Raw genomic sequence first — 25,256 nt, forward strand, 5'->3', positions numbered from 1 at the left:
CTGCTTTACAACGGCCCGGCTGGGCAGGCGAGGGCGCTCGCCTGCAAATCACCGGGATGTTGCCGCCGCCGCCTGGGGCGGTTTCATCTTGCGCCACACCCACACCATTACCGGCCACAGCAGGGCGCCGATTGCCATCGCGGCGAGGATCGCCGCGACTGGGCGCTCGAAGAACGGCAGGATGCTTCCGTCCGACTTGATCAACGAGGTGACGAAAGCCTGCTCGACCATGGTGCCCATGACGATGCCGAGCACCATGGCTGCCACGGGATAGCCGTTCGCTTCCATGATATAGCCGATCACGCCGAAGGCGGCGACGGTGACGACGCCAAACATGTTGTTGCCGATCGCGAACGAGCCGACCGCGCAGCACAGCATGATGATCGGCATCACGGTGGAGCGTGGCGCCAGCAGGATGTAGGCCGCGACCCGGATCATGGCGATGCCGAGCGGGATCATCATGATGTTCGCGATGATGAACATCAGATAGATCGCGTACATGCTCGACGCCTTCTCGGTGAACAGCGTCGGGCCGGGATTGAGTCCCTTCATGTAGAGCACGCCGATCGCGATCGCGGCGATGGTGTCGCCGGGGATGCCGAACAGCAGCGATGGCACCCAGCCGGAGGCGATGCTGGCGTTGTTGCTGGCTCCGGCCTCGACCAGGCCTTCGACGTGACCGGTGCCGAACTTTTCAGGCTCCTTCGAGAAGCGCTTCGACATCGCGTAGGAGACCCAGGCGGCCATGTCGGCGCCGGCGCCGGGCAGCACGCCGATGATGATGCCGACGATATTCCCGCGCGTCATCTGCCAATGATACTTCTTGGTCAGCTTCCACTGGCCGGCCATGATGCTTCCGAATTTTCGTCGCGGCAGCGGTGGCGGCTCGGGCGTCAGCATCGCGCGCATCACCTGCGCCACCGCGAACACGCCGACCAGCGCCGGGATCGGTTCGATGCCGCCGAACAGATCGGTGAGGCCGAAGGTGAAGCGCGGGACGCCGCCGGGATTCTCGATGCCGATGCAGGAGACCAGCAGGCCGATGAACATGCCGGCGATCGCCTTCACGGGCGAGGAGCGCGCGACCAAAGTGGCACACATCAGGCCGAGCAGCGCCAGCCAGAAATATTCGAACGTCGAGAACGACAGCGCGATCTCGGCGAGCGGCGGCGCCAGGATCATCAGCGACAGCACGCCGGCGATGCCGCCGACCGCGGAGAACCAGACGCCGGCCCCGAGCGCGAGCTCGGCCTGGCCCTTGCGGGTCATGGCATAGGCTTCGTCGGCATAGGCGGCGGAAGCCGGCGTGCCGGGAATGCGCAGCAGCGCGCCGGGAATGTCGCCGGAGAAGATCGCCATCGAGGACGCCGCGACGATGGTCGCAATCGCCGCGATCGGCGACAGGTAAAAGGTGACGGGGACGAGCAGGGCGGTCGCCATCGTCGCCGACAGGCCCGGCAGCGAGCCGATCACGAGCCCGTACACGGAGGCCGCGAACATCGCGATGATGACCTCCCAGGTCGAGATCAGTGCGAACGCATCAATCAGGGTTTTCAGCATGGGATTACCAGGGCGTCGGCAGCAGGCCGGCAGGCAGCGGCACGCGCAACAGCTTGCCGAAAATGAGGTGAATGGCGAATGGCGAGAGCGCCGCGAGCGGCAGCGCCAGCTTCCACTTCGCCCCCAACGCGGTCGAGGTCACGTAGACCATGATCGCGGCAGCGAGGATGAAGCCGAGCCGGTCGGCGGCAAAGACGTAGAACAGCAGCAGCGCCGGCGGCAGCAAGGCGCGAAGGCCGTAGAGCTTGCCCTGCGGCGGCGGGCTGGCGGCCTGACCGTTCTCGAGCGGGACCAGCTCTTCCTCCTCCTCGAAGGAATGGCCGATGCCGAACACGATCGCGAGCCCGCACAGGGCGAGCCCGGTGCCGATCACCAGCGGAAACACGTTGGGGCCGACCGGCTGGCCCGGCACCGGCGGCAAGATCCAACCGCCATAGGCGGCGGCCGCGCCGAGTGCGACGAGAAACGATCCCGTGACGGAGTCGGGAAGACGCATGGGAGAGTCCTATGAGAAGTGCACTCCCTCTCCCCGCGTGGGTTGGGCTAGCGCATATGATGAAGCTGCTCGGCCTGCATGGTTCGAGACGCCCGCTTTCGCGGGCTCTTCACCATGAGGGTTTGATATCTCGCCGCAAAACGCGACCTCATCCTGAGGGCCCGCCGTAGGCAGGCGTCTCGAAGGATGGGCTGCAAGCGAGCTACTCGCCACGTTCTTCATATGCGACAGCCCTGCCGCTCGCGCGGAGAGGTGAAAATCACGCCTTGCTCAGGCCCGCCGCCTTCATCGCCTCGCCCATCTGGGCGTCGCCCTTGTCCATGAAGGCGGCGAAATGGGCGGCATCGCCCCACACGGTGCCGAAGCCGCGATTGCTCATGAAGTCCTTGAACTCGGCTGAGTCGTAGACCTTCTTCAGCGCTGCGGTCAGCTTCGTTGCGATCTCCGGCGGCAGGTTCTTCGGGGCGCCGATGCCGCGCCAGGCACCGGTCGCGTAGTCGATGCCCATCGCCTCCTTCAATGTCGGCACGTCCTTGAAGATCGGGTTGCGCGCCGGCGCCATGATGGCAAGGCTCCTGGCCTTGCCAGCCTCGATGATGGCGCGCGCTTCCGGCACCGAGCAGGTGGTCAGGTCGAGGCCACCGGCGGCGAGATCCTGCATCGCGGGCGCTGCGCCATTTGACGGCACCCAGGCGACCTGGTTGGCAGGCAGGCCCATCGCCTGCATCCAGCCGACCAGCGCCAGATGCCAGATGCCGCCCTGGCCGGTGCCCGAAGCCTTGAACTTGCCCGGAGGCGCCGCCTTGATCGCGTCGGCGAGCTCCTTGACCGTCTTGTAGGGCGAGGAGGAGGAGACCTGGATGCCGGGCGGATCCTCGTTCATCAGCGCCAGCGGCGTGTAGCTCTTTGGCGTCAGCTCGGTGAGGCCTTGCCAGTGCATCATCGAGATTTCGACCGTGAGCATGCCGATCGTGTAGCCGTCGGGCTGCGCGCTCGCGATCGCGCTATGGCCGACGACGCCGGAGCCGCCGGTGCGGTTGACCACGTTGAAGGGTTGGCCGAGATCCTTCTCCAGCAGCGCCGCGACGATGCGCGCGGTCGCATCGGTGCCGCCGCCCGCGCCCCAAGGCACGATCACGGTGACCGGACGCGCCGGATAGGCTTGTGCGAGTGCCGGCTTGAACCCGAAAGCGGCGGATGCCGCGACCGCGGCAGACGAGGCCGCAAAGGCGCGGCGGGTGATCTTGGACATTGAATGCCTCCCAGCGGCGCCCGCGACGTCGAGCGCTCTTGTCAACGGCGGCATTCTAGTCGGCTTTGCGGCGGCGCCGCAAGGTAGCGCTACCAGCGAGATCGCCGTTTGTGTGAAACCATCGGACGGGCAGTCGGAAATCGGGTGGGTTTTGCCGGCGCAAGTCGCCAACCTCAGCGCGCAACAAGTGCCAAAGGCAAGCCATGACCCAAGCCTATTACAGCACGGTGCTGGATCACCCGCTGGACGAAGTCTGGTCGCTAATTCGCGACTTCAACAACTATCCCGTTTATATCGACGATAATCGTCGCGGACGTGCGAGCTGAAGATGGAGAGCTTCGATACGCCCTTGCCTTTGATGGCATCCGCGTTCTTGCGTATTGCAGCAATGATTTCGTCAGGTGTCATGGACACAACCTGGCCGGGCGCACGACCAGTCCATCACTACTCCGCCGCCTCGCTATGCCCAAGCCGGACGTTCAGCTTGCGGATCAGTTCCTCCGCCGCATCGGCGATCACGGTGCCCGGCGGGAAGATGGCTTCGGCGCCGGCCGCGTACAGCGCGTCGTAATCCTGCGGCGGCACTACGCCGCCGACGATGATCATGATGTCGTCGCGGCCCTGCTTCTTCAGCGCGGCCTTCAGTTCCGGCACCGCCGTGAGGTGGGCGGCGGCGAGCGAGGAGACGCCGAGGATGTGCACGTCGTTCTCGACCGCCTGCCGCGCAGCTTCGTCGGCGGTCGCGAACAGCGGCCCGATGTCGACGTCGAAGCCGATGTCGGCGAAGGCTGACGCGATCACCTTCTGGCCGCGGTCATGGCCGTCCTGGCCGATCTTGGCCACCAGGATGCGCGGGCGGCGGCCTTCCGCCTCCTCGAAGGCGTCGATCAGCGCCTGAACCTTCTCGACCTGGTTTCCCATGCTGGAGGCCTCCCGCTTGTAGACGCCGGTGATGGACTTGATCTCGGCGCGATGCCGGCCGAACACCTTCTCCATCGCCTCCGAAATCTCGCCGACGGTCGCCTTGGCGCGCGCCGCGTCGATGGCGAGCGCGAGCAGATTGCCGTTGCCTTCTCTGGCCGAGCGCGTCAGCGCGGCGAGGGCGGCATCGACGTCCTTCTGATTGCGCTCGGATTTCAGCCGCGTCAGCTTGTCGATCTGCAAGCGGCGGACATTGCTGTTGTCGACTTTGAGGATCTCGATCGGCGCCTCATCGGTCGGCTTGTACTTGTTAACGCCGATCACGGCCTGCTTGCCGGCATCGATGCGGGCCTGTGTCTTGGCCGAGGCTTCCTCGATGCGCAGTTTCGGCACGCCCGCCTCGATCGCCTTGGCCATGCCGCCGAGCTCCTCGACCTCCTGGATGTGGCTCCAGGCCTTGGCGGCGAGGTCGCGCGTGAGCCGCTCGACATAATACGAGCCGCCCCAGGGATCGATGATGCGCGTGGTGCCGCTCTCCTGTTGGAGGAAGAGCTGGGTGTTGCGAGCGATGCGCGCCGAGAAATCGGTCGGCAGCGCCAGCGCTTCGTCGAGCGCGTTGGTGTGCAGCGACTGGGTATGGCCTTGGGTGGCCGCCATCGCCTCCACCGTGGTACGCATGACGTTGTTGAAGACGTCCTGAGCGGTCAGCGACCAGCCTGAGGTCTGGCTATGCGTGCGCAGCGACAGCGAGCGCGGGTCTTTCGGATTGAATGGCTTCAGCAGCTTCGCCCAGAGCAGGCGCGCGGCGCGCAGCTTGGCGACCTCCATGAAGAAGTTCATGCCGATCGCCCAGAAGAACGACAGGCGCGGCGCGAAGCGGTCGACGTCGAGGCCTGCAGCGAGTCCGGCACGCAGATATTCGACGCCATCGGCGAGCGTGTAGGCGAGCTCGAGGTCCTGCGTCGCACCGGCCTCCTGCATGTGATAGCCGGAGATCGAGATCGAGTTGTATTTCGGCATCCTCGTGGAGGTGTAGGCGAAGATGTCCGAAATGATCCGCATCGATGGCGCGGGCGGATAGATATAGGTGTTACGCACCATGAATTCTTTCAGAATGTCGTTCTGAATGGTGCCCGAGAGTTTTTCCGGCGGCACGCCCTGTTCCTCGGCGGCCGCGACATAGAGCGCCAGGATCGGCAGTACCGCGCCGTTCATGGTCATGGACACGCTCATCTGATCGAGCGGAATCCCTGCGAACAGCGTGCGCATGTCGTAGATGGAATCGATCGCGACGCCGGCCATGCCGACGTCGCCGCCGACGCGCGGATGATCGCTGTCATAGCCGCGATGCGTGGCGAGATCGAAGGCGACCGAGAGGCCCTTCTGTCCAGCGGCGAGATTACGGCGATAGAACGCGTTGGAATCCTCTGCCGTGGAGAAGCCGGCATATTGCCTGATGGTCCAGGGCTGGTTGACATACATGGTCGGGTAGGGACCGCGCAGAAAGGGCGCGATGCCGGGATAGGTCTCGAGGAAATCGAGGCCGGCAAGATCGGCCTCGCCATAAGCGGGTTTTACGAGAATGCCCTCGGGCGTCAGCCACGGCTCGGCGCTGCCTAATGGCGCTGTGGTTGCGGTCCGCTCGAAGGCGACATCGGCGAAATTGGGAATGCGGCTCATCTCTTGGAATCCTCAAAGCTGCGATGATGCTCGATCAGCCTTTGCACATTCTTCTTGTAGACCGGATCATCCAGCCGGCTCTCAGTCATCGCTCAAGTCCCGCTCCGCGGCAAGCGCGCGAAAAGCTCGACAAACTTCCATTCTGCGAGACCTAGCAAGCTTTGTCCGAGCAGCTGAAACACCGGACGGCCTCAATCATGATCCGGATGCTGATAGCTGACGATGGTCGCCATCTTCTCCGGTCCGTAATTCTGCTGGGTGGTCTGGCTCGGCAAATTGGAGATGCCGACTACCCAGCCGAGGCGAGATTCGGTGCCGAACTGCCGCGTTGGGACAACGTGGTCGGGGCGGTCGAACGTGCCTGTCATGATCTCGATCCGGTCGCCGTCGATGCGGCCAAAGCTCAGCGGCGTGCCGCAGGCGGCGCAAAAGCCGCGCTCGGCGATGGAGGAGGAGCGGAAGAACGACGGCCGTCCCTTGGTCCAGGCAAAGTCCGTCTTGTTGATGTCGGCGAAGGAGGCGAACGGGGCGCCAGCCGCCTTCTGGCACATCCGGCAGTGGCAGATCGAGACCTTGGTCGGTGCCGTCGTGACTCGAAAGCGCACGGCCCCGCATTGGCAGCCGCCGGTGAGAACGGTTTTGCTGGTTTCGGTCATGGCTGCTCCATCCGCCGGTAGGCGTCTTGCAGCGTCGCAAGCGCATCGCCTCCGGCGAAGACGAAACCGGTGACGCCGGCCGCACGCAGCGCCGCCTCGGCATCGGTCGGGCGGCCTGCCAGATAGATATGTCGGGCGCCGGCCGTTTGCAGGGCCCGGGCGGCGGGTTCCGCGTGACCGGCATAGACCTTGTCGCTGGAACAGAGGCAGGCAAGCTCCGCGCCGGAGGCCTTGAACGCGGTAGCAAGCTTGGACGGATCGGCAAAACCCTCGCTGTCGAGGGCCTGGATGCCGCCAGCCTCGAAGAAGCTCTTGGCAAACGTCGCCCGCGCGGTGAAATCGGCGGGCGTGCCGAGATTGGCCAGGAACACCTTTGGCCGGGCGCCACGTGCTTTCAACGCGGCATCCGACTTGTCACGCAACGCCTCGAACGGTTCCGCCAGCCGGATCGGCGACAGTGCATCGAATTTGTATTTTTGCTCACCGTAAGGCGGAAGCGCGATTGGCGTCACCTTCAGCACGGCCGTCTCGCTCTCATGCAGGTTCGGAAACTCGCTGGCGCCGGTCAGCACGTCTCGGCGTTTTGCGATGTTGGCCTCGCGCGCCTTTCGCGTAGCCGCTACTTTACTTTGAAAAATACCCTGCTGAAGCGCGGCAAAGGCGCCGCCGGCTCTCTCGCTCTCCTGGAACAGCGCCCAAGCGGCCTCGCAGAGCTGCGCGGTCAGCGTCTCGATGCCGCCGGCGCCCGCCGCGGGATCGCTGACCTTGGCGAGATTGCTTTCTTCCAGCAGCAGGGCTTGCGTGTTGCGCGCCACGCGTCGTGCGAACGGATCGGGCAGTCCGAGCGCCAGCGTATGCGGCAACACGGTGATCGCGTTGGCGCCGGCAAGCCCGGCCGCAAAGGTCGCGATGGTCGCGCGCAGCATGTTCACGTAAGGGTCGCGCTGCGTCAGCATGCGCCAGGCCGTGTCGGCAGCGATGAACAGCGGTTTCGGCGTCAGGCCACAGGCCTGCTCGATGCGCGCCCACAGCAGCCGCAGCGCGCGGAATTTGGCCATGGTCAGGAACTGGTCGGCATCGGCGGAAAGCCGCGCATAGACCATGTCCTGCGCCTGCTGCAGCGCAATGCCGGCATTTTCGATCGCGCGCAGATAGGCAACGCCGCAGGCGAGCACGAAGGCAAGCTCCTGCACTTCCGAACCGCCGGCATCGTGGATCACGCGTCCGTCGGCGGAGGCGAATGGCCCCTTGAAGCCGAGCCCAGCGAGACCCTTGATGGCGCCGGTGATGGCTGGAACGATCTCCTCCCAAGTATAGGGGCTGTGGCCCCACACCGCGCCGGCCGCGAGCGGATCAAGCCCGAAGCGGATGTTGCAGGCGGCGGGATCGAAGCCTGCGCTCTTCACATATTCCGCGACATGGATCGCGGCCATCCGCGATTGCGGACCGATCTGAAGCTCGAGGCCGATGCCGGCATCGAGATGGATGTCCTTCAAGACTCTTGCGACCGCATCGGCTGACGGTTCCAGGCCGAAGCCGTGGGCGCCGCTGCCGCCGGCGAACACCAGCGCGAGCCCCGTCGCGCCGTTCTCGAGATCGGTCAGCGCCTGCGCATTCGCGGCAGCCGCATCGGGATGGTCGATCCGCTGCATGATCTGCCAGGGCGCAGCTGGCGGCCGGCCCACCACGGGCGCAAGGCCCTTGGCGCGTGGGTAGAGCGGCTCGATCTTCAGGCCATCATAGGTCTTGCCGACCAGCTTCTCGAACGGCGCGCCCTTCAGCACGCCGTCAACCAGCTTGCGCCAGTCTTCGATCGTCGCCTTGGGGAAATCCGCCGCCAGCGGCAGGTCGTCAGTCACGGAGGTCATGCGGCGAGGGGCTCCCGAAATCTTGTTATTCGCAGGCGAAATTGCCACGGCGGACCGCCCCTGCAAACGGTTGTTTTTGGTTAACCGGTATCCGGAAGCCGCTCAATGCCTTGCGTCGAGACGCTGGCGAGCCCGTCACGCACACGAACGCCTGATATGAGGCGGTCGGGCGCGATTTCGGCCAGCGGCACCAGCACGAAGGCGCGCTCGAACAGGCGCGGATGCGGCAGGGTCAGATCGGGCTTCTGCAAGCTGACATTGTCATAGGCAATCATATCGAGATCGAGCGTGCGCGGGCCCCAGCGCCGCTCCTTGTCCCGCGTGCGGCCGAATTTCTGCTCGATCTTCTGGAGCACGAACAGCAGTGCATGCGGATCAAGGCTGGTCTCGATCTCGATGCACGCGTTGATGAAGGGCTCCTGGTCCTCATCGCCCCAGGGCGGCGTTGCATAGTCGGACGAGCGCGCGATCAGCGCGGCTTGCGCCATGCCGCAGATATGCGCGATCGCCTTGCGGAATGTCGCGCGGACATCGCCGACATTTCCGCCGAATGCGATCAAGACGCTCGCCATCTTATGGATGCCGCGAGCGCGTCAGCATGATGCCGACGTCGTCGAAGATCGCGGCGATCGGCGCATGCGGCTTGTGCACGGTGATCTTCACGGCGCGGATGCGCGGGAAATGCGACAGGATGGCATCGGCCACCGCGCCGGCGGCGCGCTCCAAGAGCTTGTAATTGGTGTTCTTGAACGCCGCCGTGGTGGTCGCCACCACTTCGGCGTAGGACACGGTATCGGCGAGCCGGTCGCTGCGCGAAGGCTCCGACAGGTCGGTATAGAGTTCGAGATCGATGACGAAGCGCTGGCCGACTTCGGTTTCGTGATCCATGACGCCGTGGCGCGCGTGGATCGACAGGCCGGTGACGAAGATCGTATCGGTCATGGCTTGCTCTCGATTGCTGCTGCTACACGCAGGGCCTGCAAGGTTTCGGCGACGTCATGGGTCCGAATGATTTTTGCGCCGCGCTGCGCGGCGATGACGTGCGCGGCGATCGATCCGGCGAGTCGCTCTTTCGGCTCCGACGGCGACACCGCGGCGATGAAGCGCTTGCGCGAGGCGCCGACCAGGATCGGCAGGCCGAACATGTCGAGTTCGCGCAGCCGCGCCAGCGCGATCATGCTCTGCTCGGCCGTCTTGCCGAAGCCGATGCCGGGATCGAGTACGATTTTGTCCCGCGCGATACCAGCCTTGGCCGCGATATCCAGCGAGCGCAGGAAGAAGGTTTTCATGTCCGTGACGATGTCGATGGTGGGGTCGGCATTGTCGCGGTTGTGCATCACGATGACCGGAACGCCTTTAGCCGCGACCAGCGGTGCCATGGCGGCGTCGCGTTGCAGGCCCCAGACGTCGTTGACGATCGCCGCGCCCTGGTCGAGCGCGAACGCCACCACCTCCGCCTTCATGCTGTCGATCGAGACGGGCGCGCCAAGCGCCACGACGCCAGCCAGCACCGGCTTCAGCCGGGCGAGCTCGCGTTCCGCTGTGACCGGCTGGGCGCCCTTGTAGGGCCGGGTGGACTCCGCGCCGATATCGATGATGTCGACGCCATCAGCGATCATCGTCCGGGCACGCTCCAAGGCCTGCTCGGGCGCGATGAACGCGCCGCCGTCAGAGAAGGAATCCGGGGTGACGTTGAGCACCCCCATCACCGCCGGAAGCGGCCGTTCCAACAGCGTCCGCAGCACGTCGGCCCCGGCCGAGCCGGCCGGCGGGACGGATGGGGAGGGCGAGGCGCTCATGCGGGTGGCTTTAGCGGTCGGGGAGGGGGAGTTCAAGACCAACCCCTCGTGTCATTGCCCGCGAAAGCGGGCAATCCAATACTCCGAGGCATTGCGACAATGTGGAGGAGGCGCGGCGTACTGGATACCCCTTCGCGGGGTACGACGGAGAGAGTGTGTGGCTAATACGTAATCTTCGGCGGCAGCTTCTTCGCCTTGGCGATGATCTCGCCGACCGACTTCTCGGAAGGCAGGATGCGGAGGAGCTTCTTCTTCTCGTTCGCGTCCCGCATGCTCTGCGCGAGCCTTGCCGGATTCCGATAAGCGAGCTCGCGCACCGTGGTGACGCCGGCAGCGCGGACCAGGCCGACCTTGGCCCGGCCCATGCCGGGGATGCGCATGTAGTCAGAGACGTTGGCCCATTCGAGCAGCAGCTGCTCGCTGATGCCGGTCTTGGCAGACAGCGCCTTGCGGCCTTTCACGGTGCCGGCAGCCTCGAGCAGCGCGTCGGTGGTGCGGATTCCCTGCGCCTTCAACTTGTTGGCGGCAAAGGCCGACAGGCCCTCAATCTCGGAGATGGGATATGTCATGATTCTCGATATGAAATGCGAAAGCTTCAGGCGAATTGGCTGAGGCCCGGCGTCCCCGCGATGATCTTGCCCATCTGATCGGCTCCGATTTTGTCTCGGCCGAAGCGAAAAAGTTCACGGGCGATGTTTTGAATCTCCGACATGCCGAGTCCGAGGCCCATCAGGCGTGAGCCGACGGCCATCAGGCCACCGCCCATCAGCCGCGACAGTCCGCCGCCGCTCCCGGACGTCTCGATCACGGCTTCCGCACCGGGAATCTGGTCGATCAGGGCCTGCACGCTGTCGGAAGGACCCTCGCTGCGGAGGAAACCCAGGATAATGCCGACAGTCTTTTCAGCGACAGCACTATCTATGCTGGCGTTTGTTGCCAGCCGCCCGATCAGCTCGTCCATATGGCCTGCCCCTCAGCCGGTTCACATGCCGGAGTATTGCTTTCGAAAATGATCTTGAGCCGGTGCGATGTGAAATACAAGCGATGAACGCGACCAACGTTTCGAACGCGCGAAAAGTGTTGCAGCGATGCAAGAGCGGAGATGGAATCAGCAAGAAAATACCGCGGTGCGAATGCACCTTTCCGACTTTCGGCTGATGTTTCCGACGATGTCGCATGTCCGGACCACGTTGAATGGTTTCAATCGGCTCGCGACATGCGTTAAACTCCGGAACTGGTGTATTCGAGTTTCGATACGCGAAACTGCAGAGATCAGAGACCATAATGACCGCACAGGACAGCAAGCTCGGTGACACCGACGAGAAGATCTTCGTCGGCAAGGGAAACGAGCAGGCATGGCTGACGCTGGCGCTCGCCAATCGCCATGGCCTCGTCACCGGTGCAACCGGAACCGGCAAGACCGTGTCGCTGCAAGTGATGGCGGAAGGATTTGCGCGCGCCGGCGTTCCGGTCTTCGCAGCCGACATCAAGGGCGACCTCTCCGGCATCTCCGAGGTCGGCGAACCAAAGGATTTCATCGTCAAGCGCGCCACCGAGATGGGGCTGACGTTCCAGCCCGACCAGTTCTCGACGGTGTTCTGGGACGTGTTCGGTGAGCAGGGCCACCCGGTGCGGGCGACGGTCACCGAGATGGGACCGCTGCTGCTCGCGCGCATGCTCGACCTCAACGACGTGCAGGAAGGCGTGCTCAACGTCGCCTTCCGCGTCGCCGACGACAACGGTCTCGTCCTGATCGACATGAAGGACCTTCGCGCGCTGCTCGACGCCATCGTGCCCGATAGCGGGAAGAAGGGGCCGGACGCGGCGGCGGATCCGCTCGCCGCCATCCGCAAGGCCGCGCAGGGCTTCGGCAACGTCACCAAGGCGACCGTCGGCACCATCCAGCGCCAGCTCCTGGTGCTGGAGAACCAGGGCGGCTCCAAATTCTTCGGCGAACCGGCGCTGACGCTGAAGGACTTCATGAAGACCGACCGCGACGGGCGCGGCATGGTCAACATCCTCGTCGCCGACAAGCTGCTCCAGAGCCCGCGGCTTTATGCGACATTCCTGTTGTGGATGCTGTCGGAGCTGTTCGAGGAGCTGCCCGAGGTCGGCGACCTGCCCAAGCCGAAGCTCGTGTTCTTCTTCGACGAGGCGCATCTGTTGTTCAACGATGCGCCCAAAACGCTGATGGACAAGATCGAGCAGGTGGTGCGTCTGATCCGCTCCAAGGGCGTTGGCGTCTACTTCGTGACGCAGAACCCGGTCGACGTGCCCGATCGCGTGCTCGGGCAGTTGGGTAACCGGGTGCAGCACGCGCTGCGCGCTTTCACCCCGCGCGACCAGAAGGCGGTCGCCGCCGCAGCCCAGACCTTCCGGCCCAACCCGAAGCTCGACACCGCCAAGGTGATCATGGAGCTCGGCAAGGGCGAGGCGCTGGTGTCCTTCCTCGAGGGCAACGGCACGCCTTCGATGGTCGAGCGGGTGATGATCCGGCCGCCGTCGGCCCGGATTGGACCGATCACGCCGGAGGAGCGCAAGGCGATCATGGCTATAAGCCCGGTCAAGGGCAAATACGACACCGCTGTCGATTCCGAGTCTGCCTACGAGATTCTTCAGAAGCGCATCGCCGGCACGGCGGCAACGGCAGATGGTTCGGCAGGTGGAAGCGGTGGCGGCATCCTCGGCCAGATCGGCTCGATCGTCGGCTCTATCTTCGGCACCAACGTCAAGCGCGGCCGTCTGTCAACCGGCCAGGTCATCGCGCGCGACGTGACGCGATCGGTGACCAACCAGGTGATCGGGGGGATGGCCGCCAATATCGGCAAGTCGGTCGGCGGCCAGCTCGGCGGCTCGATCGGCCGCACCCTGGTTCGCGGCGCGCTCGGCGGATTGCTGCGGCGCTAGAGCGTGATCCGGAAAAGTGTGAAGCGGTTTTCCGAAAAGATCATGTTCAAACAATAACCTGAAGCGCGATGACGATTCATCCCGATCTCGTCGCGCCTTAGGCAGCACGCCCGGCCATCACGCCGCCGGAGGTTTAGCGGCCATCGGGAGGCCATCACAGCGCACAAATTCCGGTGAGGGGCTCTCCAAGCATCCGCCCGTCTGCTACGTGGTAGTCCGCCGCCGACTGGACTCCACCGTGACCTCCACCGCCCCGTTAGCCAAACCTGATGCGCCGAGACGCCTGTCGCTGCGCGCGCCGCTGGACCTGCTTTTCCTGTTCTGCTGCGTCCTCCTGACCGCCGATGTGCTCATTCCCGAGATCTTCGGCCACGGCAAGACCAAGGATTACGGGCTGTGGTACTGGGCCGGGCAGCAGATCCTGGAGGGACGCTCGCTCTATCCCGGCGATATCAGCGACTACTTCGAATTCATCTATCCGCCGCTTCCGGCGATCATGTTGGCGATCCCGAGCTGGTTCGGCAAGATCCCGCTCTATACCGTCCTGTCCATCCTGAATGCAGTGGCGTGGTGGTACACCGGGATGTTCTCCCAGGTCCTGGCTGGCTCGGACCGCAAGCCCGGTCCCTGGCTGGAAGCATTGCCCGCCTTCGTCACCGTCACTTTCGTGTTCGACATGTTCGACCTCGGCCAGCCGAACCTCGTCCTGTTGGCGATGATGCTCTACGGCTTCTGGAGCTTGCGGCATCAGCGCCCCTGGCTTGCTGGCTTCATGTTTGCGCTCGCGACGGCCATCAAGGTGTTTCCGATCGCGGTGCTGCCCTACCTGATGTGGCGGCAGAAGTGGGCGGCCGCCGTCGCTACGGTCGCCTTCACCGGCATTCTTCTTTACGTCGTGCCGGCGCCGATCCGCGGCTTCGAGCGCAACGCAGCCGAACTTGCGACCTGGTACCAGGCCATGGTCGGTACCAACTCGGAACAAGGCTTTGGCCAGCGCGGCGAGCAGAATTGGTCGTGGGTCAACCAGTCCCTCATTGCTGTCACGCATCGCCTGGTCCGGCCGATCAATTACAATCTGGAAGACCCCAACAAGCCGCCGCGTACGATGAACGTCATCGACGTCGACTACAGCACGGCGAACTGGATCGTGCTCGCGCTGTCGGCGGTGCTCGGGCTCGGCTTCGTCGCGATCATGCCTCGGCAAGCGCGGCGAACGGCGCGCTCCGACGCCGAGGAGCTCGGCATCCTGTTCTGCCTGATGACGATTGCCTCGCCTCTGGCGCGGCAATACTACTTCATGTGGCTGTTCCTGCCCATGACGGTGCTGATGCATCGGGCCACCCTCGACGCGCGGGCGAATGTGCGGCTGGGAACCTGGCTCGCTTTGGGTGCCGCCGGCATCCTCATGCTGCTATCGCTGCCGTGGTTTCCCAATGTCATCCAGGCCTGGGGCAATAATCTCGTTGCGACCGCCATCCTTGCCGGCAGCCTCGCATGGCACATCTGGCATCCGCCGGCTGGTCCCGAGGCCGCGCCAGCGCTAAAAGCGCAGACACCTTGAGACCAACAATCGGGAATACGACCATGGCCAATGCGCAGCTTCAATCCGTGCTCGACCACATCGACAAGGATTTCGATAACAGCCTGGAGCGTCTGTTTTCGTTGTTGCGGATCAAGTCGATCTCCGCGGATCCGGCCTTCGCCGCCGATTGCAAGGCCGCGGCCGAGCACCTCGCCAAGGACATCGCAAGCCTCGATGTCGCCACCGAAGTGAGGCCGACCGCCGGACATCCCGCCATCGTCGGCAAGGCCAGGGCGGGCGGACGGCCGCACGTACTGTTCTACGGCCATTACGACGTGCAGCCGGTCGACCCGCTCGATCTCTGGGATCGTCCGCCGTTCGAGCCTGTCGTCACCGACCATGCCGATGGTCGCAAGATCATCGTCGCGCGCGGTGCCGAGGACGACAAGGGCCAGGTCATGACCTTCGTCGAAGCCTGCCGCGCCTGGATGAAGGTGACGGGCTCGCTGCCGGTCGACATCACCTTCCTGATCGAAGGCGAGGAGGAGGTCGGCTCGAAGAATTTCGTGCCCTTCATCGAGGCCAACAAGGACGAGTTCAAAGCCGACTACGTGCTGGTCTGCGACACCGGCATGTGGGATCACAACACGCCGGCGATCACGACATCGCTGCGCGGCCTGCTCTATGAGGAGCTGAAGATCACCGCCGCCAATCGCGACCTGCATTCCGGCGTCTTCGGCGGCAGCGCGATGAACCCCATCCGGGTCCTCACGAAAATTCTGGGCAGTCTGTTCGACGACGACAACCGCATCACCATTCCCGGCTTCTATGACGGGATCAAGGACACGCCCCCTGACATCTTGGTGCAGTGGAAAAAGCTCGAATTCACGCCGGACACGTTCCTCAAGCCGGTGGGCTTGTCGATCCCTGCCGGCGAGAAGGGGCGCTTGCTGATCGAGCAGGCCTCCTCGCGTCCGACCTGCGACGTCAATGGCATTTGGGGTGGCTATATCGGCGAGGGCTCCAAGACGGTGATCCCGTCGCACGCGTCTGCCAAGGTCTCGTTCCGTCTGGTCGAGGGGCAGGACCCCCAAAAGATCCGCAAGGCGTTCCGCGACTACGTGACCGCGCGCATTCCGGGCGACTGCAAGGTCGAGTTCGGCGACCATTCCGCCGCGCCCGCAGTCGCGCTCGACTGGAATATGAAACCGCTCGCCGCCGCCAAGAAGGCGCTGACCGAGGAATGGGGCAAGGAGACCGTGCTGATGGGATCGGGTGCCTCGATCCCGATCGTCGCCGATTTCAAGCGCACGCTCGGCCTCGATTCGCTGCTGGTCGGCTTCGGCCTCGACGACGACAACATCCATTCGCCGAACGAGAAGTACGATCTGCGCAGCTTCCAGAAGGGCATCCGCTCCTGGGCCCGCATCCTCGCCGCGCTGGCGGAGGTGAAGTGACCGCGTAGCGGTCATTCCGGGGCGCCTCGAAGAGGCGAACCCGGAATCTGGAGATTGTTGCGCGAGATTCTCAGGTGCGCAATTGCGCACCTTAGTTCGCGCTTTTCGCGCGCCCCGGAATGACGGGCGTGGGGAGTTACCCCTAAATAAAAACGCCGCCCGGAATTGGGCGGCGTTTCATTCCAAAAGGCGTAGAGGTTCGTTGCACGCTACCCTACACCAAATCCCGAAAATCTCAAGTCCGATAGCCCGGATTGACGCGGTCGAGCTTGCGTAGCAGCGGCGGCCACACGAGATTGGTGGCGCGCAGCTCGGCGCGGTCGCGGTTCGACAGTAGCTCGGTATTCTTGTCGATCGCGACGTCGTCGACTGGATAGATCGGCGTACCCAGCGCGCGCGTGCGCACCTGCATCGAGCAAGCGCGCTCGAGGTGGTACATGCGCTCGAAGGCGGAAGCGACCGAGCGGCCGACCGTCAGCGTGCCGTGATTGCGCAAAAGCATGTGGTTGTGGTCGCCGAGGTCCTTCTGCAGCCGCGGCCGCTCGTCATGGTCGAGCGCGATGCCTTCATAGTCGTGATAGGCGAGGTCGTGGGTGACGAGCTGGGCGGTCTGGTTCAGCGGCAACAGGCCTTCGGCGCTGCTCGACACCGCGGTGCCGTCGAGCGTGTGGAGATGCAGCACGCAGATCGCGTCCTCGCGCACCTCGTGGATCGCCGAATGGATGGTGAAGCCGGCGGGGTTGATGCTGTATTCGCTCTCGGAGAGCTGATTGCCATGCAAATCGACCTTGACGAGGCTCGACGCCGTGATCTCGTCGAACATCAGCCCGTATGGGTTGATGAGGAAGTGATGGTCGGGGCCGGGCACGCGCGCGGAGATGTGCGTGTCGACCAGATCGTCCCAGCCGTACAACGCGACGAGGCGATAGCAGGCGGCGAGATTGACGCGTTGCTGCCACTCGGCTTCCGTCATGTTCGACGGCACTTCCTTCAGGCGCGCTTCCGCTGGCGACATGGCTGATCTCTCCGAACATCGTTGTTGCGGAGAAGGAGCCTAGTCTTGGGTGAGGCGGGCAGCAAGGCGCGGCCAGCGCGCGGCAGTTCAGCGTTGCCCGCATGAGCGAAGCGATATGCGGGCAGCTCCAAGGTGGCCCCGGATGTCGCTTCGCTCATCCGGGCTTCGAGTTGGGAGAAGATTATTACGGAGCCGGGATCGACAGCAGGCTGGAAATGCTGCGGCCGCGGATATCGTAGACGCGGGCGAACACCACGTCGTCGCGCTTGATCTCGACCATGACGGGTGCGGTGAGGCCCTTGCAGTAGAATTCGCCCAGCGTCATCGCGAAATCGGCCGCGTTGGAATCCCAGCCGATGGTGAAGTCGGGGCCGAGCGCGACCTGGGCCGGTCGCTGCGGCCCGCACACCGCGACCTTCCATTTGCGATTGCTGGGCGGCACTTCCTGGCGCTCGACCAGCTGCTCGCGCAGCTCGTCCGAGGCCTGCTTCAGCGCCAGGCCCCAATAGTCGAGCATAAAGCGGTCGTCGGCGCCGCGCACGGTGCCGGCGATGTGGTTGAAGTGCGTGTATTGATAGGGATGCAGCCGGATCATCTCGGCGAGCGACAGCGCAAGACCGAAGCAGAAGGTGGCGAGCACGACCGGCTGCCAGGTGCGGTGATTGGAGCGCAGGCGTTCCATAGTCCAGCCGAAGGCGACGCCGCCGAGCACCGCCATTGGCGGGATCACGAAGACGAAATGGCGGATGCCGTTGTACAGTGCGGGACGCTTCACCATCGCGATCGCGAGCGGCAGGGTCGCGGCCAGCGTCAGCATCAAGAGGATGGTTTTGCGGCGCGCGGGAACCTCGCGGCGCGGCAGCATGGCGAAGGTGCTGACTACGGCGCCGCCCATCAGCACCAGCATCACCTCGGGCAGCTGCAGCGCGAACAGCGTCGGCAGATAGGACCAGGGCATGTCGGGCACGGACACGATCGCGCCATCGAACATCTCCTTCCACGGCTTCTCGAAGAAATGCGAGAAGTAGGTCAGCGCCTCGAAAGGATTGCCCGGCTCCATGATCGACCACGGCCAGATCAGGCCCATCACGAGATAGCCGAACGCAAGGCCAGGCAGCAGCACATAGACGACATGGGCGAAGCGGCGGACCGCCTCGCGCAAGCCCTCGCTGCGCAATTCCTCCAGGAACAGCGGGACGAAGCCAAGCATGGCGTAGACCAGCGCGAGACCGCCGAGAACGCGGCAGCCCAACGAAAGGCCGGCACCTAGGCCGACGATCAGGACCGTGCGCGGCGAAGGCTGCGGATATTCCTCCGCGAGGCGGACGAGGCCCAGCATCAGGATGATCATGGCCACCGCGAAGGGCGCATCCTTCGGGTTCATGAACATGTGGCCGTAGAAGATCGGGCAGAGCGCGAGGAGCAAAAGTGAGGCAAGACCGGCGAGGGCCCCGCCGATGCGGCGCCCGAGCCGCCACGTCACCGCAAGCCCGATCACGCCGACGATGGCACCGACCAGACGTCGTGTCTCGAACAGTTCGAGCGGAATGATCTTGTGCAGGAGAGCGGCGATCATGTCGAAGCCGCCGCCATACATGTACAGATTGGCGAACGAGAGCGCCGCGGTATCCCTGAAGCCGGAACCGAACATGCGCAGCAACAGATCGGCATATTCAGCGTGGGTGTAATCGTCCCAGCCGAGCCCGTAGTCGCGGAAGGTCAAACCTGCAATGACGGCGACCGCAGCCAGCACCAGCATGGCGAGATCGTCGCAAGTCCGTTCGACCGAGCGCCGCAGAGGCGTATCGATCGCCGAAGTCGTGATGGATGTCATGGCTATTGGTGACCCGGAATCCCCTCTCGACCCTGCTGGCGCGCGCGGGCCTGCTCCCCGGGATCCCTATAGCGCAGTTCCATTACCAAGTAATTGGGCATTATGGCTAAATTCCTGATGCGGCGCAGCAAATGCGGAAACTTGGAGTACCGGTAGCAGTAGTGAGCCGCAGCTGAAGGGAATGTGAATAAGTCCCTGATTTCCTTCCCTTTGGGAACACCGCCCATAATTGGCCGTTGGCGTGGAACACCGGATGACGGTATCGTGGCGTGACGAGTGTCGCATGTGGATGCGCGGTCGGGGGTGAGTTCGATGACCTTGGCATTGCTGATCGTGGGGATTTTCGCCGTTCTGGCGGGCCTCCTTGCGATCCTGTTCGGCTACACCGTCAGGGAATTCAGCGTCGGCAGCACTCTCATAATCTCCGGAACCATCGGCGTCTGCACCGGAATGTTACTGGTCGGCCTGCATCTTCTGCTCCTTGAGCTGAGGGGCATCGCCCGCCGGTTGGCGGCCGGATCTGCCGCATCGTCCGAGGTTCGCGTCAGGCCCGTGCTCCCGGGCCTCGCAATGCCGGGTGCGCCTGCGCCCGAGCCGGCGCTTGCCTCGCCTGCGAAGACCGAGCCCGGGCCACCACCGCCACCACCAGGCCCTCCGCCGTGGCAGAGCGAAGCCGCCGTGCGCGAGCGTCCGCGCGCCGAGGCGCCCGAACCACTAGCGCCTCCTGCGGCTCCGGAAGCGCCGCGCCGCCGCAACCTGTTGTTCGCCTCGACCTCGCGCAAGGAGCGTGAGCGCGCGGAGGCAAAGCCCACGGAGGGCCCGCAGCCGTCTCATGAAGAACCCGCAGCCCCGGACGTTCCGCCTGCCAGTTTCGACGATGCCTGGCCGAAGCCGGAACGCATGCGCCCGCCGGAGCCGCCGATCACCTCCCGCCGCCCGCCGCCGCGCTCGCCCTCGACCTTTGCGGAAGCCGCTCCCCCGCCGCCGCCGCCTGCACCTGAGCCGGCGCCTTCACTTGAGCCGGCGGCTGCGGCCGAGCAGGCGCCCGTGACCGTGCTCAAATCCGGCGTTGTCGATGGCATGGCCTATTCGCTCTATTCCGACGGTTCGATCGAAGCGCAGATGCCGGAGGGCATGATGCGCTTTGCCTCCATCGACGAGCTCCGCGCGCATCTCGACCAGCGGGGCTGAGGCCGCTGTTTGGAAGTAAAGCGCCGCCCTTCGCCAGTAATTAGCTCTTCGTCCTCAGTCGTCGTGGTTCAGCCCAACGTATTGTTGACACGGAATACTCTGACGTCGTCAATCCCATGAGACGCAAGGTGGAGAAGGGGCGGGCGCATGTCGGATGCTGGGAATAAGAATTTCATCGAGCTGACGGCGAGCATCGTGTCGGCCTATCTCAGCAACAATCCGACACCCGCGGCCGAGATCCCGAGCCTGATCAGCCAGGTGCATGGCGCCTTGGTGCGGGTCTCGTCAGGCCGCACCGAGACCGCGCCGCTCGAGCCGGCCAAGCCGGCGGTGTCGCTGAAGAAGTCGATCGCGCCGGATTATCTGGTGTGCCTGGAAGATGGCAAGCGCTTCAAGTCGCTGAAGCGCCATCTGCGCACCCAGTACAACATGACGCCGGAACAATATCGCGAAAAATGGGGACTACCGGCCGACTATCCCATGGTCGCGCCGAACTATGCGGTGGCCCGCTCGCAGCTGGCGAAACAGATGGGGCTAGGACAGCAGCAGCGGAAACGGAAGTAAAATTCTTACGAAGCTTCCGCGAGCGCCTCTTTGGCGTCGGTCTTGATGCGCTCGACCATCGAGCGCAGTCCGTTGGACCGCTGCGGCGTCAGATGATCGCGAAAGCCGAACTCGTTGAACACCGCGATCGCATCGGTATCCAGGATCTCCCGCGGTGTGCGGCCTGAATAGAGCGCGAGCACGATCGCGACCAGACCACGCACGATATGCGCGTCACTGTCGCCGCGATATTTCAGGACCGGCGCGCCATTGCTGCGCTCTACCAGCTTCTGGAGCCAGACCTGGCTGACGCAGCCTTGCACCTTGTTCTCGGCAGAGTGCTCCGCCTCCGGCATCGGTTCCAGGGTGCGGCCGAGCTCGATGACGTACCGATAGCGGTCGTCCCACTCGTCGAGAAGCTCGAAATTGTCCCTGATTTCGTCGATCGTCGTCATGCTGGCCCATGGTTCCCGTTCAGGCCAATATAGGGACGCGAAGCCGTGAAATCGATAGGGTTTGGGCGCTAATTGACGGGGCGGGCCTAATTCGCCGTGGCAGGTCCGCGCCATTCCAGCGCGAGGTCGTCCTGGGTCAGGGTGTCGCGCGGCGCCTCGCTCGCGGCAATGTCGCCTTCGCCGGCCAGCGCGATCGAGCCGGTGTGGTCGGGCGCCTTCTTGTCGGTCTTGTCGTTCTTCTCGTTGGTGTTCTGCTCTTTCTTGTCGTTGATGATCTGGTAGATCTTGCGCGCGCCGTCCTGGGCGCGCTGGCCGATGATGGTTGCGGCCTGTCCGCCGACCTCGCAGGCCGCCGGCTGACGCTTGCAGAACTGGGTCACGTCGGAGACGGCCGCGGTCGCAGCCTGCACTGCGTCGGCGGCGCCGATCTGCGGCAGCTTCTCCGATTCGGGCGTCTTGTCCCGCGGCAGGAGAACCAGCACCAGTCCGAGCCAGAATGTGATGCGGAGCAGAAAGCGCATCTTGCGACCTGTACGTTCGATCCTGCCGCGGCGATTTCCGCGGATATCGGACCTAGCAACGCTCGATAAATCGCAAGTGATTGCCTTGAGCTTAATTCGCGAAAAAATTGCGCAAAAATCTTCGCGCGATCGACGATCTCGTAAATTTTCAATTGACGCCCGCGCCCATGATTCTGCTGGACCCCGCATCCACCAATTCGAAACCATGCCGAGGGATGTGAAACCCCGTGTTCACCATCCGCAGCGAAGACGCCGCCAAATCATCTAAAAAGCCGCGCGATGACGCGGTGTCCGGCCGCATGCCACGCCGCCTTAGCACTCGTTTAAGGTCGCTCTGACACGGTGGCTCAACGACAAGGAGGCGTTCCGGCACGTCTTCTCAGACGATTGAGCCGAAGCGCGAGACCCGTGACAGTTTTGAGTACCATCCGCGATTGTCTCGATGCACTGCTGCATCCCTCCGCGCGTTACGATGCGCTGACGGGAGCGCGCCATCGTGCCTTCATGGCGCCGCGGCTGCTCGGCAGCCTGGCCGCCTTCGCCGCATTCCCGATCTATCTCGTCCTGCGCGGCGCGCCGAGCGCGATCGAGGTCACCGCCTTTGCCTGGCTGATCGCGCCGATCCTGTTGTCGTGGTTCCTGTCGCGCACCGGCCGCTATGAGGGCGCACACGTGCTGTCGTCGCTGGCGCTTGCCGGCCTGATTATGGCAGTGGCGGCCACCACCGGCGGCATCGAATCTTTCGCCGCGATCTGGCTGGTCGTGGTTCCGCTCGAAGCCGCGCTGTCGGCCTCGCGCCGCGTTGCGGCCTTCGCGTCGCTGCTCGCGCTGTCCTGTGCCGGGATCCTGATCCTCGTCAGCCAGTTCGGCTGGCTGACGGTCGAGGAGCCGGGCGCTGCAGCGCGCGGCGTGCTGATGGCGCTCGGCGTCGCTTCGGCGACGCTCTACGCCGCCGGCCTCGCCTTCGGCGCGGAATCGCTCGCGCGCACCAGCGTTGCGCTGCTATTGCGCGAGGAAGAGCGCTATCGTCTGCTCGCGCGCAACATGAGCGACGTCATCTCGCGGCACCAGCGCAACGGCGCGGTCGAGTTCATCTCGCCGGCGGCGGAGGCCATGCTCGGCATGCCCGTCACGCAACTGCTCGGCCACGGCCTGTTCGACCGCGTACATGTCGCCGACCGTCCGGCCTATCTCACTGCGTTATCGGATGCGGCGCGCGGTGACGTGTGCAGCGTCGAGTTCCGGTTGCGGCGGGAGCCTGCTGGCTCCGAGCGCGGCCAGATCGATTTCATTTGGGTCGAGATGCGCTGCCGCCCGCTCGAACAGGACAGGGCCCATGACGTCACGGGCGAGGCCGAAGTCGTTACCGTGATGCGCGACGTCACCGATCGCAAGCTTTCCGAGCAGGCGCTAGATCAGGCCCGCAGCGCCGCCGAGGCGGCCGATGCTGCCAAGACGCGCTTCCTCGCCACCATGAGCCACGAATTGCGCACGCCGCTCAACGCCATCATCGGCTTCTCCGAGATGATCGCGCAGGAGCAGACCTTGATGCTGGGTGCGGCCCAGCGCAAGGAATACGCCCAGCTCATCAACGATTCCGGCCAGCATCTGCTGTCGGTCGTCAACGGCATCCTGGACATGTCCAAGATGGAATCGGGCAATTTCGAGATTGCGTCGGAGCCGTTCGCGCCGCGCGCCGCGCTGCTGCATTGCTGCAATTTGCTGGCGCTGAAGGCGCGGGAGAACGGCATCGACCTTATCACCGATGCGCCGCAGGATCTGCCCGTCATGACCGGTGATCCCAGGGCCTTCAAGCAGATCGTGCTCAACCTCGTCGCCAACGCCATCAAGTTCACCGAGCGCGGCGGTCAGGTCACCGTGACGGCGGCAGTGTCGGGCGCGCAGCTTGCGCTGCGCATCAGTGACACTGGCGTCGGCATTGCGCCCGACGATCTCAAGCGCATCGGCGCGCCGTTCTTCCAGGCCGGCAAGACCTATCAGCGCCGCCACGAAGGCACCGGCCTCGGACTTTCGATCGTGAAGAGCCTCATAGCGTTGCATCTCGGCGAATTGACGGTACAAAGCAGGTTAGGCGAGGGCACCACCGTCACCGTCAAGCTGCCGCTCGTTTACACGCCGCCGCAGGTCAAGCCGGCGGAGAGCAAGGTCGCGACGCTGACGCCGATGTTGCGCCAGGAACCTCACGACCAACTTCACGAAGAATCTCACGACCAACCTGCGCTGGTGAAGAAAAGTGCCTAAGAAGTCTGCAAAGGACGAAGCTGCTCCGCGCCGTCGTGGTGCCAAGGCCGCGGTCATCGATGTCGAGACCGAGCGCAACCTCGTCATGCGCGTGCTGCTGCACAGCCCCAAGGATACGCTGGCCGGCCTCGTCGCCGCCGCCGCCATCGGTGCGATCGTCGCCAATGCGCTGTTCCTCCAGACCGGCCGGCACCCCGCGCCGATGTTCGGCACGGTGATCAATCTTCCTGCGCCGTCATCCGTGTCACTGTCGAACCCCTTGCCGCGTCCGCGCCCCGTTGGCGCCGACACTTCGCCGCTCGAGCCGCGTGCGACGGAGTTTCGCACCGAGCCCAAACCTGTCGAGCGCGTCGCCGAGAAGACGCCCGAAAAGCCCGTCGAGGCGACCGCCTCGACGCGCCCGAACGATCCGATGACCAATCTGGTCAAGGCCACGACCTCGACGTCGCCCTCGGTCGTGCGCCCGCCGGCGCCGATCCCGGTGCAGAGCCCGGCCGTGCGACGTATCGCCGGCGTGCAGCGCGCGCTGTCCGAATATGGCTACGGCAATTTGAAGATCACGGGCACGATGAGCGGCGAGACCCAGTCCGCGATCCAGAAATTCGAGCGCGAGCACAAGATGCAGGTCACCGGTCAGGTGTCGGACCGGCTGCTGCGCGAGCTCGCGGCCGCTATCGGCCATCCCGTCGAATAGTCTTGGCGCCTGCACGGAGGCTGGTGCTGATTGCAGCACTGGCCTATCGTTCGGCTCATGCGTTTGAAATCCAACATATGGGTGGCCGCCTATTTGCGTCGCTGCCAGACCGAGGGCGTGTTCGGCGCGGTGCGCCGCCGCGGCGCCGAGGAGGCGGGCGCGGTGTTCGTGAAAGTATCGCTACTCGACGGCCATGCGATGCTGTACGCCCCGGCGCCGCAGACCGTCTATGACGACGGCCGCCCCGTCGATCGCTTCTTCGTACCGGTCGCGCCGCAGCCTTTGCCGGAACAAACCATCGAGGAACGGCTGGCGAAGGAAATCCGCTTCGACCCGGACGCCTGGATCGTCGAGACCGAGGACCGCGCGGGCCGGCATTTTCTGGAATTGGCGAAGACGTAAGCCGGCGTCATTGCGAGGAGCGAAGCGACGAAGCAATCCATAATCCGTCCGCGGAGAGACTCTGGATTGCTTCACGGAGCCTGTCACGGGCCGCGCTTTGCGCGGACCCGTTGGCTCGCAATTGTCGATGTTCAATAATTCGCTGATTGGATCGCGGTGGTCTTGGTAGCGGCGAAGGCCTTGGGAGTTTGTCCTGCCAAGGCCTGATGGGGTCTGTGGTT

The 25,256-nt window shown here is 64.4% G+C and carries 24 protein-coding genes; 9 read left to right on the plus strand and 15 right to left on the minus strand.

What is annotated here, in order from left to right:
- Positions 1-48: 48 nt before the first annotated feature.
- From IVB01_RS23780 to IVB01_RS23790, 3 genes are all read right to left on the minus strand, one after another.
- Positions 49-1,560 carry a tripartite tricarboxylate transporter permease gene (locus IVB01_RS23780; protein WP_247276659.1) on the minus strand — a complete coding sequence of 504 codons (1,512 nt, stop codon included), beginning with the start codon at positions 1,558-1,560 and terminating at the stop codon, positions 49-51.
- Between the two features lie 4 nt (positions 1,561-1,564).
- The gene (locus IVB01_RS23785; RefSeq protein WP_247276658.1) at positions 1,565-2,056 is read right to left on the minus strand and encodes a tripartite tricarboxylate transporter TctB family protein; all 492 of its coding nucleotides are present in this window, start codon (positions 2,054-2,056) and stop codon (positions 1,565-1,567) included.
- Between the two features lie 259 nt (positions 2,057-2,315).
- On the minus strand, positions 2,316-3,308 hold the full coding sequence (locus tag IVB01_RS23790; RefSeq protein ID WP_247276657.1) for a tripartite tricarboxylate transporter substrate binding protein: 993 nt from the start codon (positions 3,306-3,308) through the stop codon (positions 2,316-2,318).
- 203 nt (positions 3,309-3,511) lie between these two features.
- On the opposite strand from IVB01_RS23790, the gene IVB01_RS35510 reads away from it, so the two are divergent.
- Positions 3,512-3,634: a hypothetical protein gene (locus IVB01_RS35510; RefSeq protein ID WP_256464535.1), complete on the plus strand. Its 123-nt coding sequence runs from the start codon at positions 3,512-3,514 to the stop codon at positions 3,632-3,634.
- Between the two features lie 118 nt (positions 3,635-3,752).
- Here the strand turns inward: IVB01_RS35510 and scpA are convergent, their stop codons facing one another.
- From scpA to IVB01_RS23830, 8 genes are all read right to left on the minus strand, one after another.
- Positions 3,753-5,909 (minus strand): methylmalonyl-CoA mutase, encoded by a 2,157-nt coding sequence (gene scpA / locus IVB01_RS23795; protein ID WP_247276656.1) that lies wholly within the window; start codon positions 5,907-5,909, stop codon positions 3,753-3,755.
- Between the two features lie 191 nt (positions 5,910-6,100).
- The gene (locus IVB01_RS23800) at positions 6,101-6,565 is read right to left on the minus strand and encodes a GFA family protein (RefSeq protein ID WP_247276655.1); all 465 of its coding nucleotides are present in this window, start codon (positions 6,563-6,565) and stop codon (positions 6,101-6,103) included.
- On the minus strand, positions 6,562-8,433 hold the full coding sequence (locus IVB01_RS23805) for a methylmalonyl-CoA mutase family protein (RefSeq protein WP_247276654.1): 1,872 nt from the start codon (positions 8,431-8,433) through the stop codon (positions 6,562-6,564). The genes IVB01_RS23800 and IVB01_RS23805 overlap by 4 nt, the downstream gene beginning before the upstream one ends.
- An 80-nt stretch (positions 8,434-8,513) precedes the next feature.
- On the minus strand, positions 8,514-9,005 hold the full coding sequence (gene folK / locus IVB01_RS23810) for a 2-amino-4-hydroxy-6-hydroxymethyldihydropteridine diphosphokinase (RefSeq protein WP_247276653.1): 492 nt from the start codon (positions 9,003-9,005) through the stop codon (positions 8,514-8,516).
- A 1-nt stretch (position 9,006) separates the two neighbouring features.
- The gene (folB, locus tag IVB01_RS23815; protein ID WP_008553485.1) at positions 9,007-9,375 is read right to left on the minus strand and encodes a dihydroneopterin aldolase; all 369 of its coding nucleotides are present in this window, start codon (positions 9,373-9,375) and stop codon (positions 9,007-9,009) included.
- Entirely contained in the window at positions 9,372-10,232 is an 861-nt protein-coding gene (gene folP / locus IVB01_RS23820) for a dihydropteroate synthase (protein WP_247276689.1), read from the minus strand. The genes folB and folP overlap by 4 nt, the downstream gene beginning before the upstream one ends.
- Before the next feature lie 161 nt (positions 10,233-10,393).
- Entirely contained in the window at positions 10,394-10,801 is a 408-nt protein-coding gene (locus IVB01_RS23825; RefSeq protein WP_247276652.1) for a DUF4332 domain-containing protein, read from the minus strand.
- 26 nt (positions 10,802-10,827) lie between these two features.
- Positions 10,828-11,193, minus strand: coding sequence for a DUF2267 domain-containing protein (locus tag IVB01_RS23830; RefSeq protein ID WP_247276651.1), 366 nt, complete (start codon positions 11,191-11,193; stop codon positions 10,828-10,830).
- Positions 11,194-11,516: 323 nt separating this feature from the next.
- Here IVB01_RS23830 and IVB01_RS23835 point away from each other — a divergent pair, with 323 nt between their 5' ends.
- The 3 genes from IVB01_RS23835 (at position 11,517) to IVB01_RS23845 (ending at position 16,118) form a co-directional block, all read left to right on the plus strand.
- Positions 11,517-13,139, plus strand: a complete 1,623-nt coding sequence (locus IVB01_RS23835) for a helicase HerA-like domain-containing protein (RefSeq protein WP_247276650.1) — start codon at positions 11,517-11,519, stop codon at positions 13,137-13,139.
- A 238-nt stretch (positions 13,140-13,377) separates the two neighbouring features.
- Positions 13,378-14,700 (plus strand): glycosyltransferase family 87 protein, encoded by a 1,323-nt coding sequence (locus IVB01_RS23840; protein ID WP_247448575.1) that lies wholly within the window; start codon positions 13,378-13,380, stop codon positions 14,698-14,700.
- Between the two features lie 23 nt (positions 14,701-14,723).
- Positions 14,724-16,118 carry a M20/M25/M40 family metallo-hydrolase gene (locus IVB01_RS23845; RefSeq protein ID WP_247276648.1) on the plus strand — a complete coding sequence of 465 codons (1,395 nt, stop codon included), beginning with the start codon at positions 14,724-14,726 and terminating at the stop codon, positions 16,116-16,118.
- Positions 16,119-16,353: 235 nt separating this feature from the next.
- Here IVB01_RS23845 and IVB01_RS23850 read toward each other — a convergent pair whose 3' ends face one another.
- Entirely contained in the window at positions 16,354-17,133 is a 780-nt protein-coding gene (locus IVB01_RS23850) for a class II aldolase/adducin family protein (RefSeq protein ID WP_247276647.1), read from the minus strand.
- Between the two features lie 184 nt (positions 17,134-17,317).
- Positions 17,318-18,967: a glycosyltransferase family 39 protein gene (locus IVB01_RS23855; RefSeq protein ID WP_247276646.1), complete on the minus strand. Its 1,650-nt coding sequence runs from the start codon at positions 18,965-18,967 to the stop codon at positions 17,318-17,320.
- Positions 18,968-19,279: 312 nt separating this feature from the next.
- Between IVB01_RS23855 and IVB01_RS23860 the strand changes: the two genes are divergently transcribed.
- On the plus strand, positions 19,280-20,158 hold the full coding sequence (locus IVB01_RS23860; RefSeq protein WP_247276645.1) for a DUF308 domain-containing protein: 879 nt from the start codon (positions 19,280-19,282) through the stop codon (positions 20,156-20,158).
- Positions 20,159-20,305: 147 nt separating this feature from the next.
- On the plus strand, positions 20,306-20,722 hold the full coding sequence (locus tag IVB01_RS23865) for a MucR family transcriptional regulator (protein ID WP_247276644.1): 417 nt from the start codon (positions 20,306-20,308) through the stop codon (positions 20,720-20,722).
- A 5-nt stretch (positions 20,723-20,727) separates the two neighbouring features.
- On the opposite strand, the gene IVB01_RS23870 is transcribed toward IVB01_RS23865, so the two are convergent.
- Both IVB01_RS23870 and IVB01_RS23875 read right to left on the minus strand, forming a co-directional pair.
- On the minus strand, positions 20,728-21,156 hold the full coding sequence (locus tag IVB01_RS23870) for a SufE family protein (protein WP_247276643.1): 429 nt from the start codon (positions 21,154-21,156) through the stop codon (positions 20,728-20,730).
- Positions 21,157-21,242: 86 nt separating this feature from the next.
- Positions 21,243-21,677 carry a DUF5330 domain-containing protein gene (locus IVB01_RS23875; protein ID WP_247276642.1) on the minus strand — a complete coding sequence of 145 codons (435 nt, stop codon included), beginning with the start codon at positions 21,675-21,677 and terminating at the stop codon, positions 21,243-21,245.
- A gap of 408 nt (positions 21,678-22,085) precedes the next feature.
- Between IVB01_RS23875 and IVB01_RS23880 the strand changes: the two genes are divergently transcribed.
- Genes IVB01_RS23880 through IVB01_RS23890 form a run of 3 tightly spaced genes read left to right on the plus strand, consistent with a single transcriptional unit; the run spans position 22,086 to position 25,035 of the window.
- A complete protein-coding gene (locus tag IVB01_RS23880; protein ID WP_247276641.1) occupies positions 22,086-23,939 on the plus strand; it encodes a PAS domain-containing sensor histidine kinase in 1,854 nt (617 codons plus the stop codon).
- On the plus strand, positions 23,932-24,633 hold the full coding sequence (locus tag IVB01_RS23885) for a peptidoglycan-binding domain-containing protein (protein ID WP_247276640.1): 702 nt from the start codon (positions 23,932-23,934) through the stop codon (positions 24,631-24,633). Before IVB01_RS23880 ends, IVB01_RS23885 begins: the two co-directional genes overlap by 8 nt.
- 57 nt (positions 24,634-24,690) lie before the next feature.
- Positions 24,691-25,035: a DUF1491 family protein gene (locus IVB01_RS23890; RefSeq protein ID WP_247276639.1), complete on the plus strand. Its 345-nt coding sequence runs from the start codon at positions 24,691-24,693 to the stop codon at positions 25,033-25,035.
- Positions 25,036-25,256: the final 221 nt, after the last annotated feature.

Source organism: Bradyrhizobium sp. 164 (genome assembly GCF_023073715.1).
In the GTDB taxonomy this organism is placed as follows: domain Bacteria; phylum Pseudomonadota; class Alphaproteobacteria; order Rhizobiales; family Xanthobacteraceae; genus Bradyrhizobium.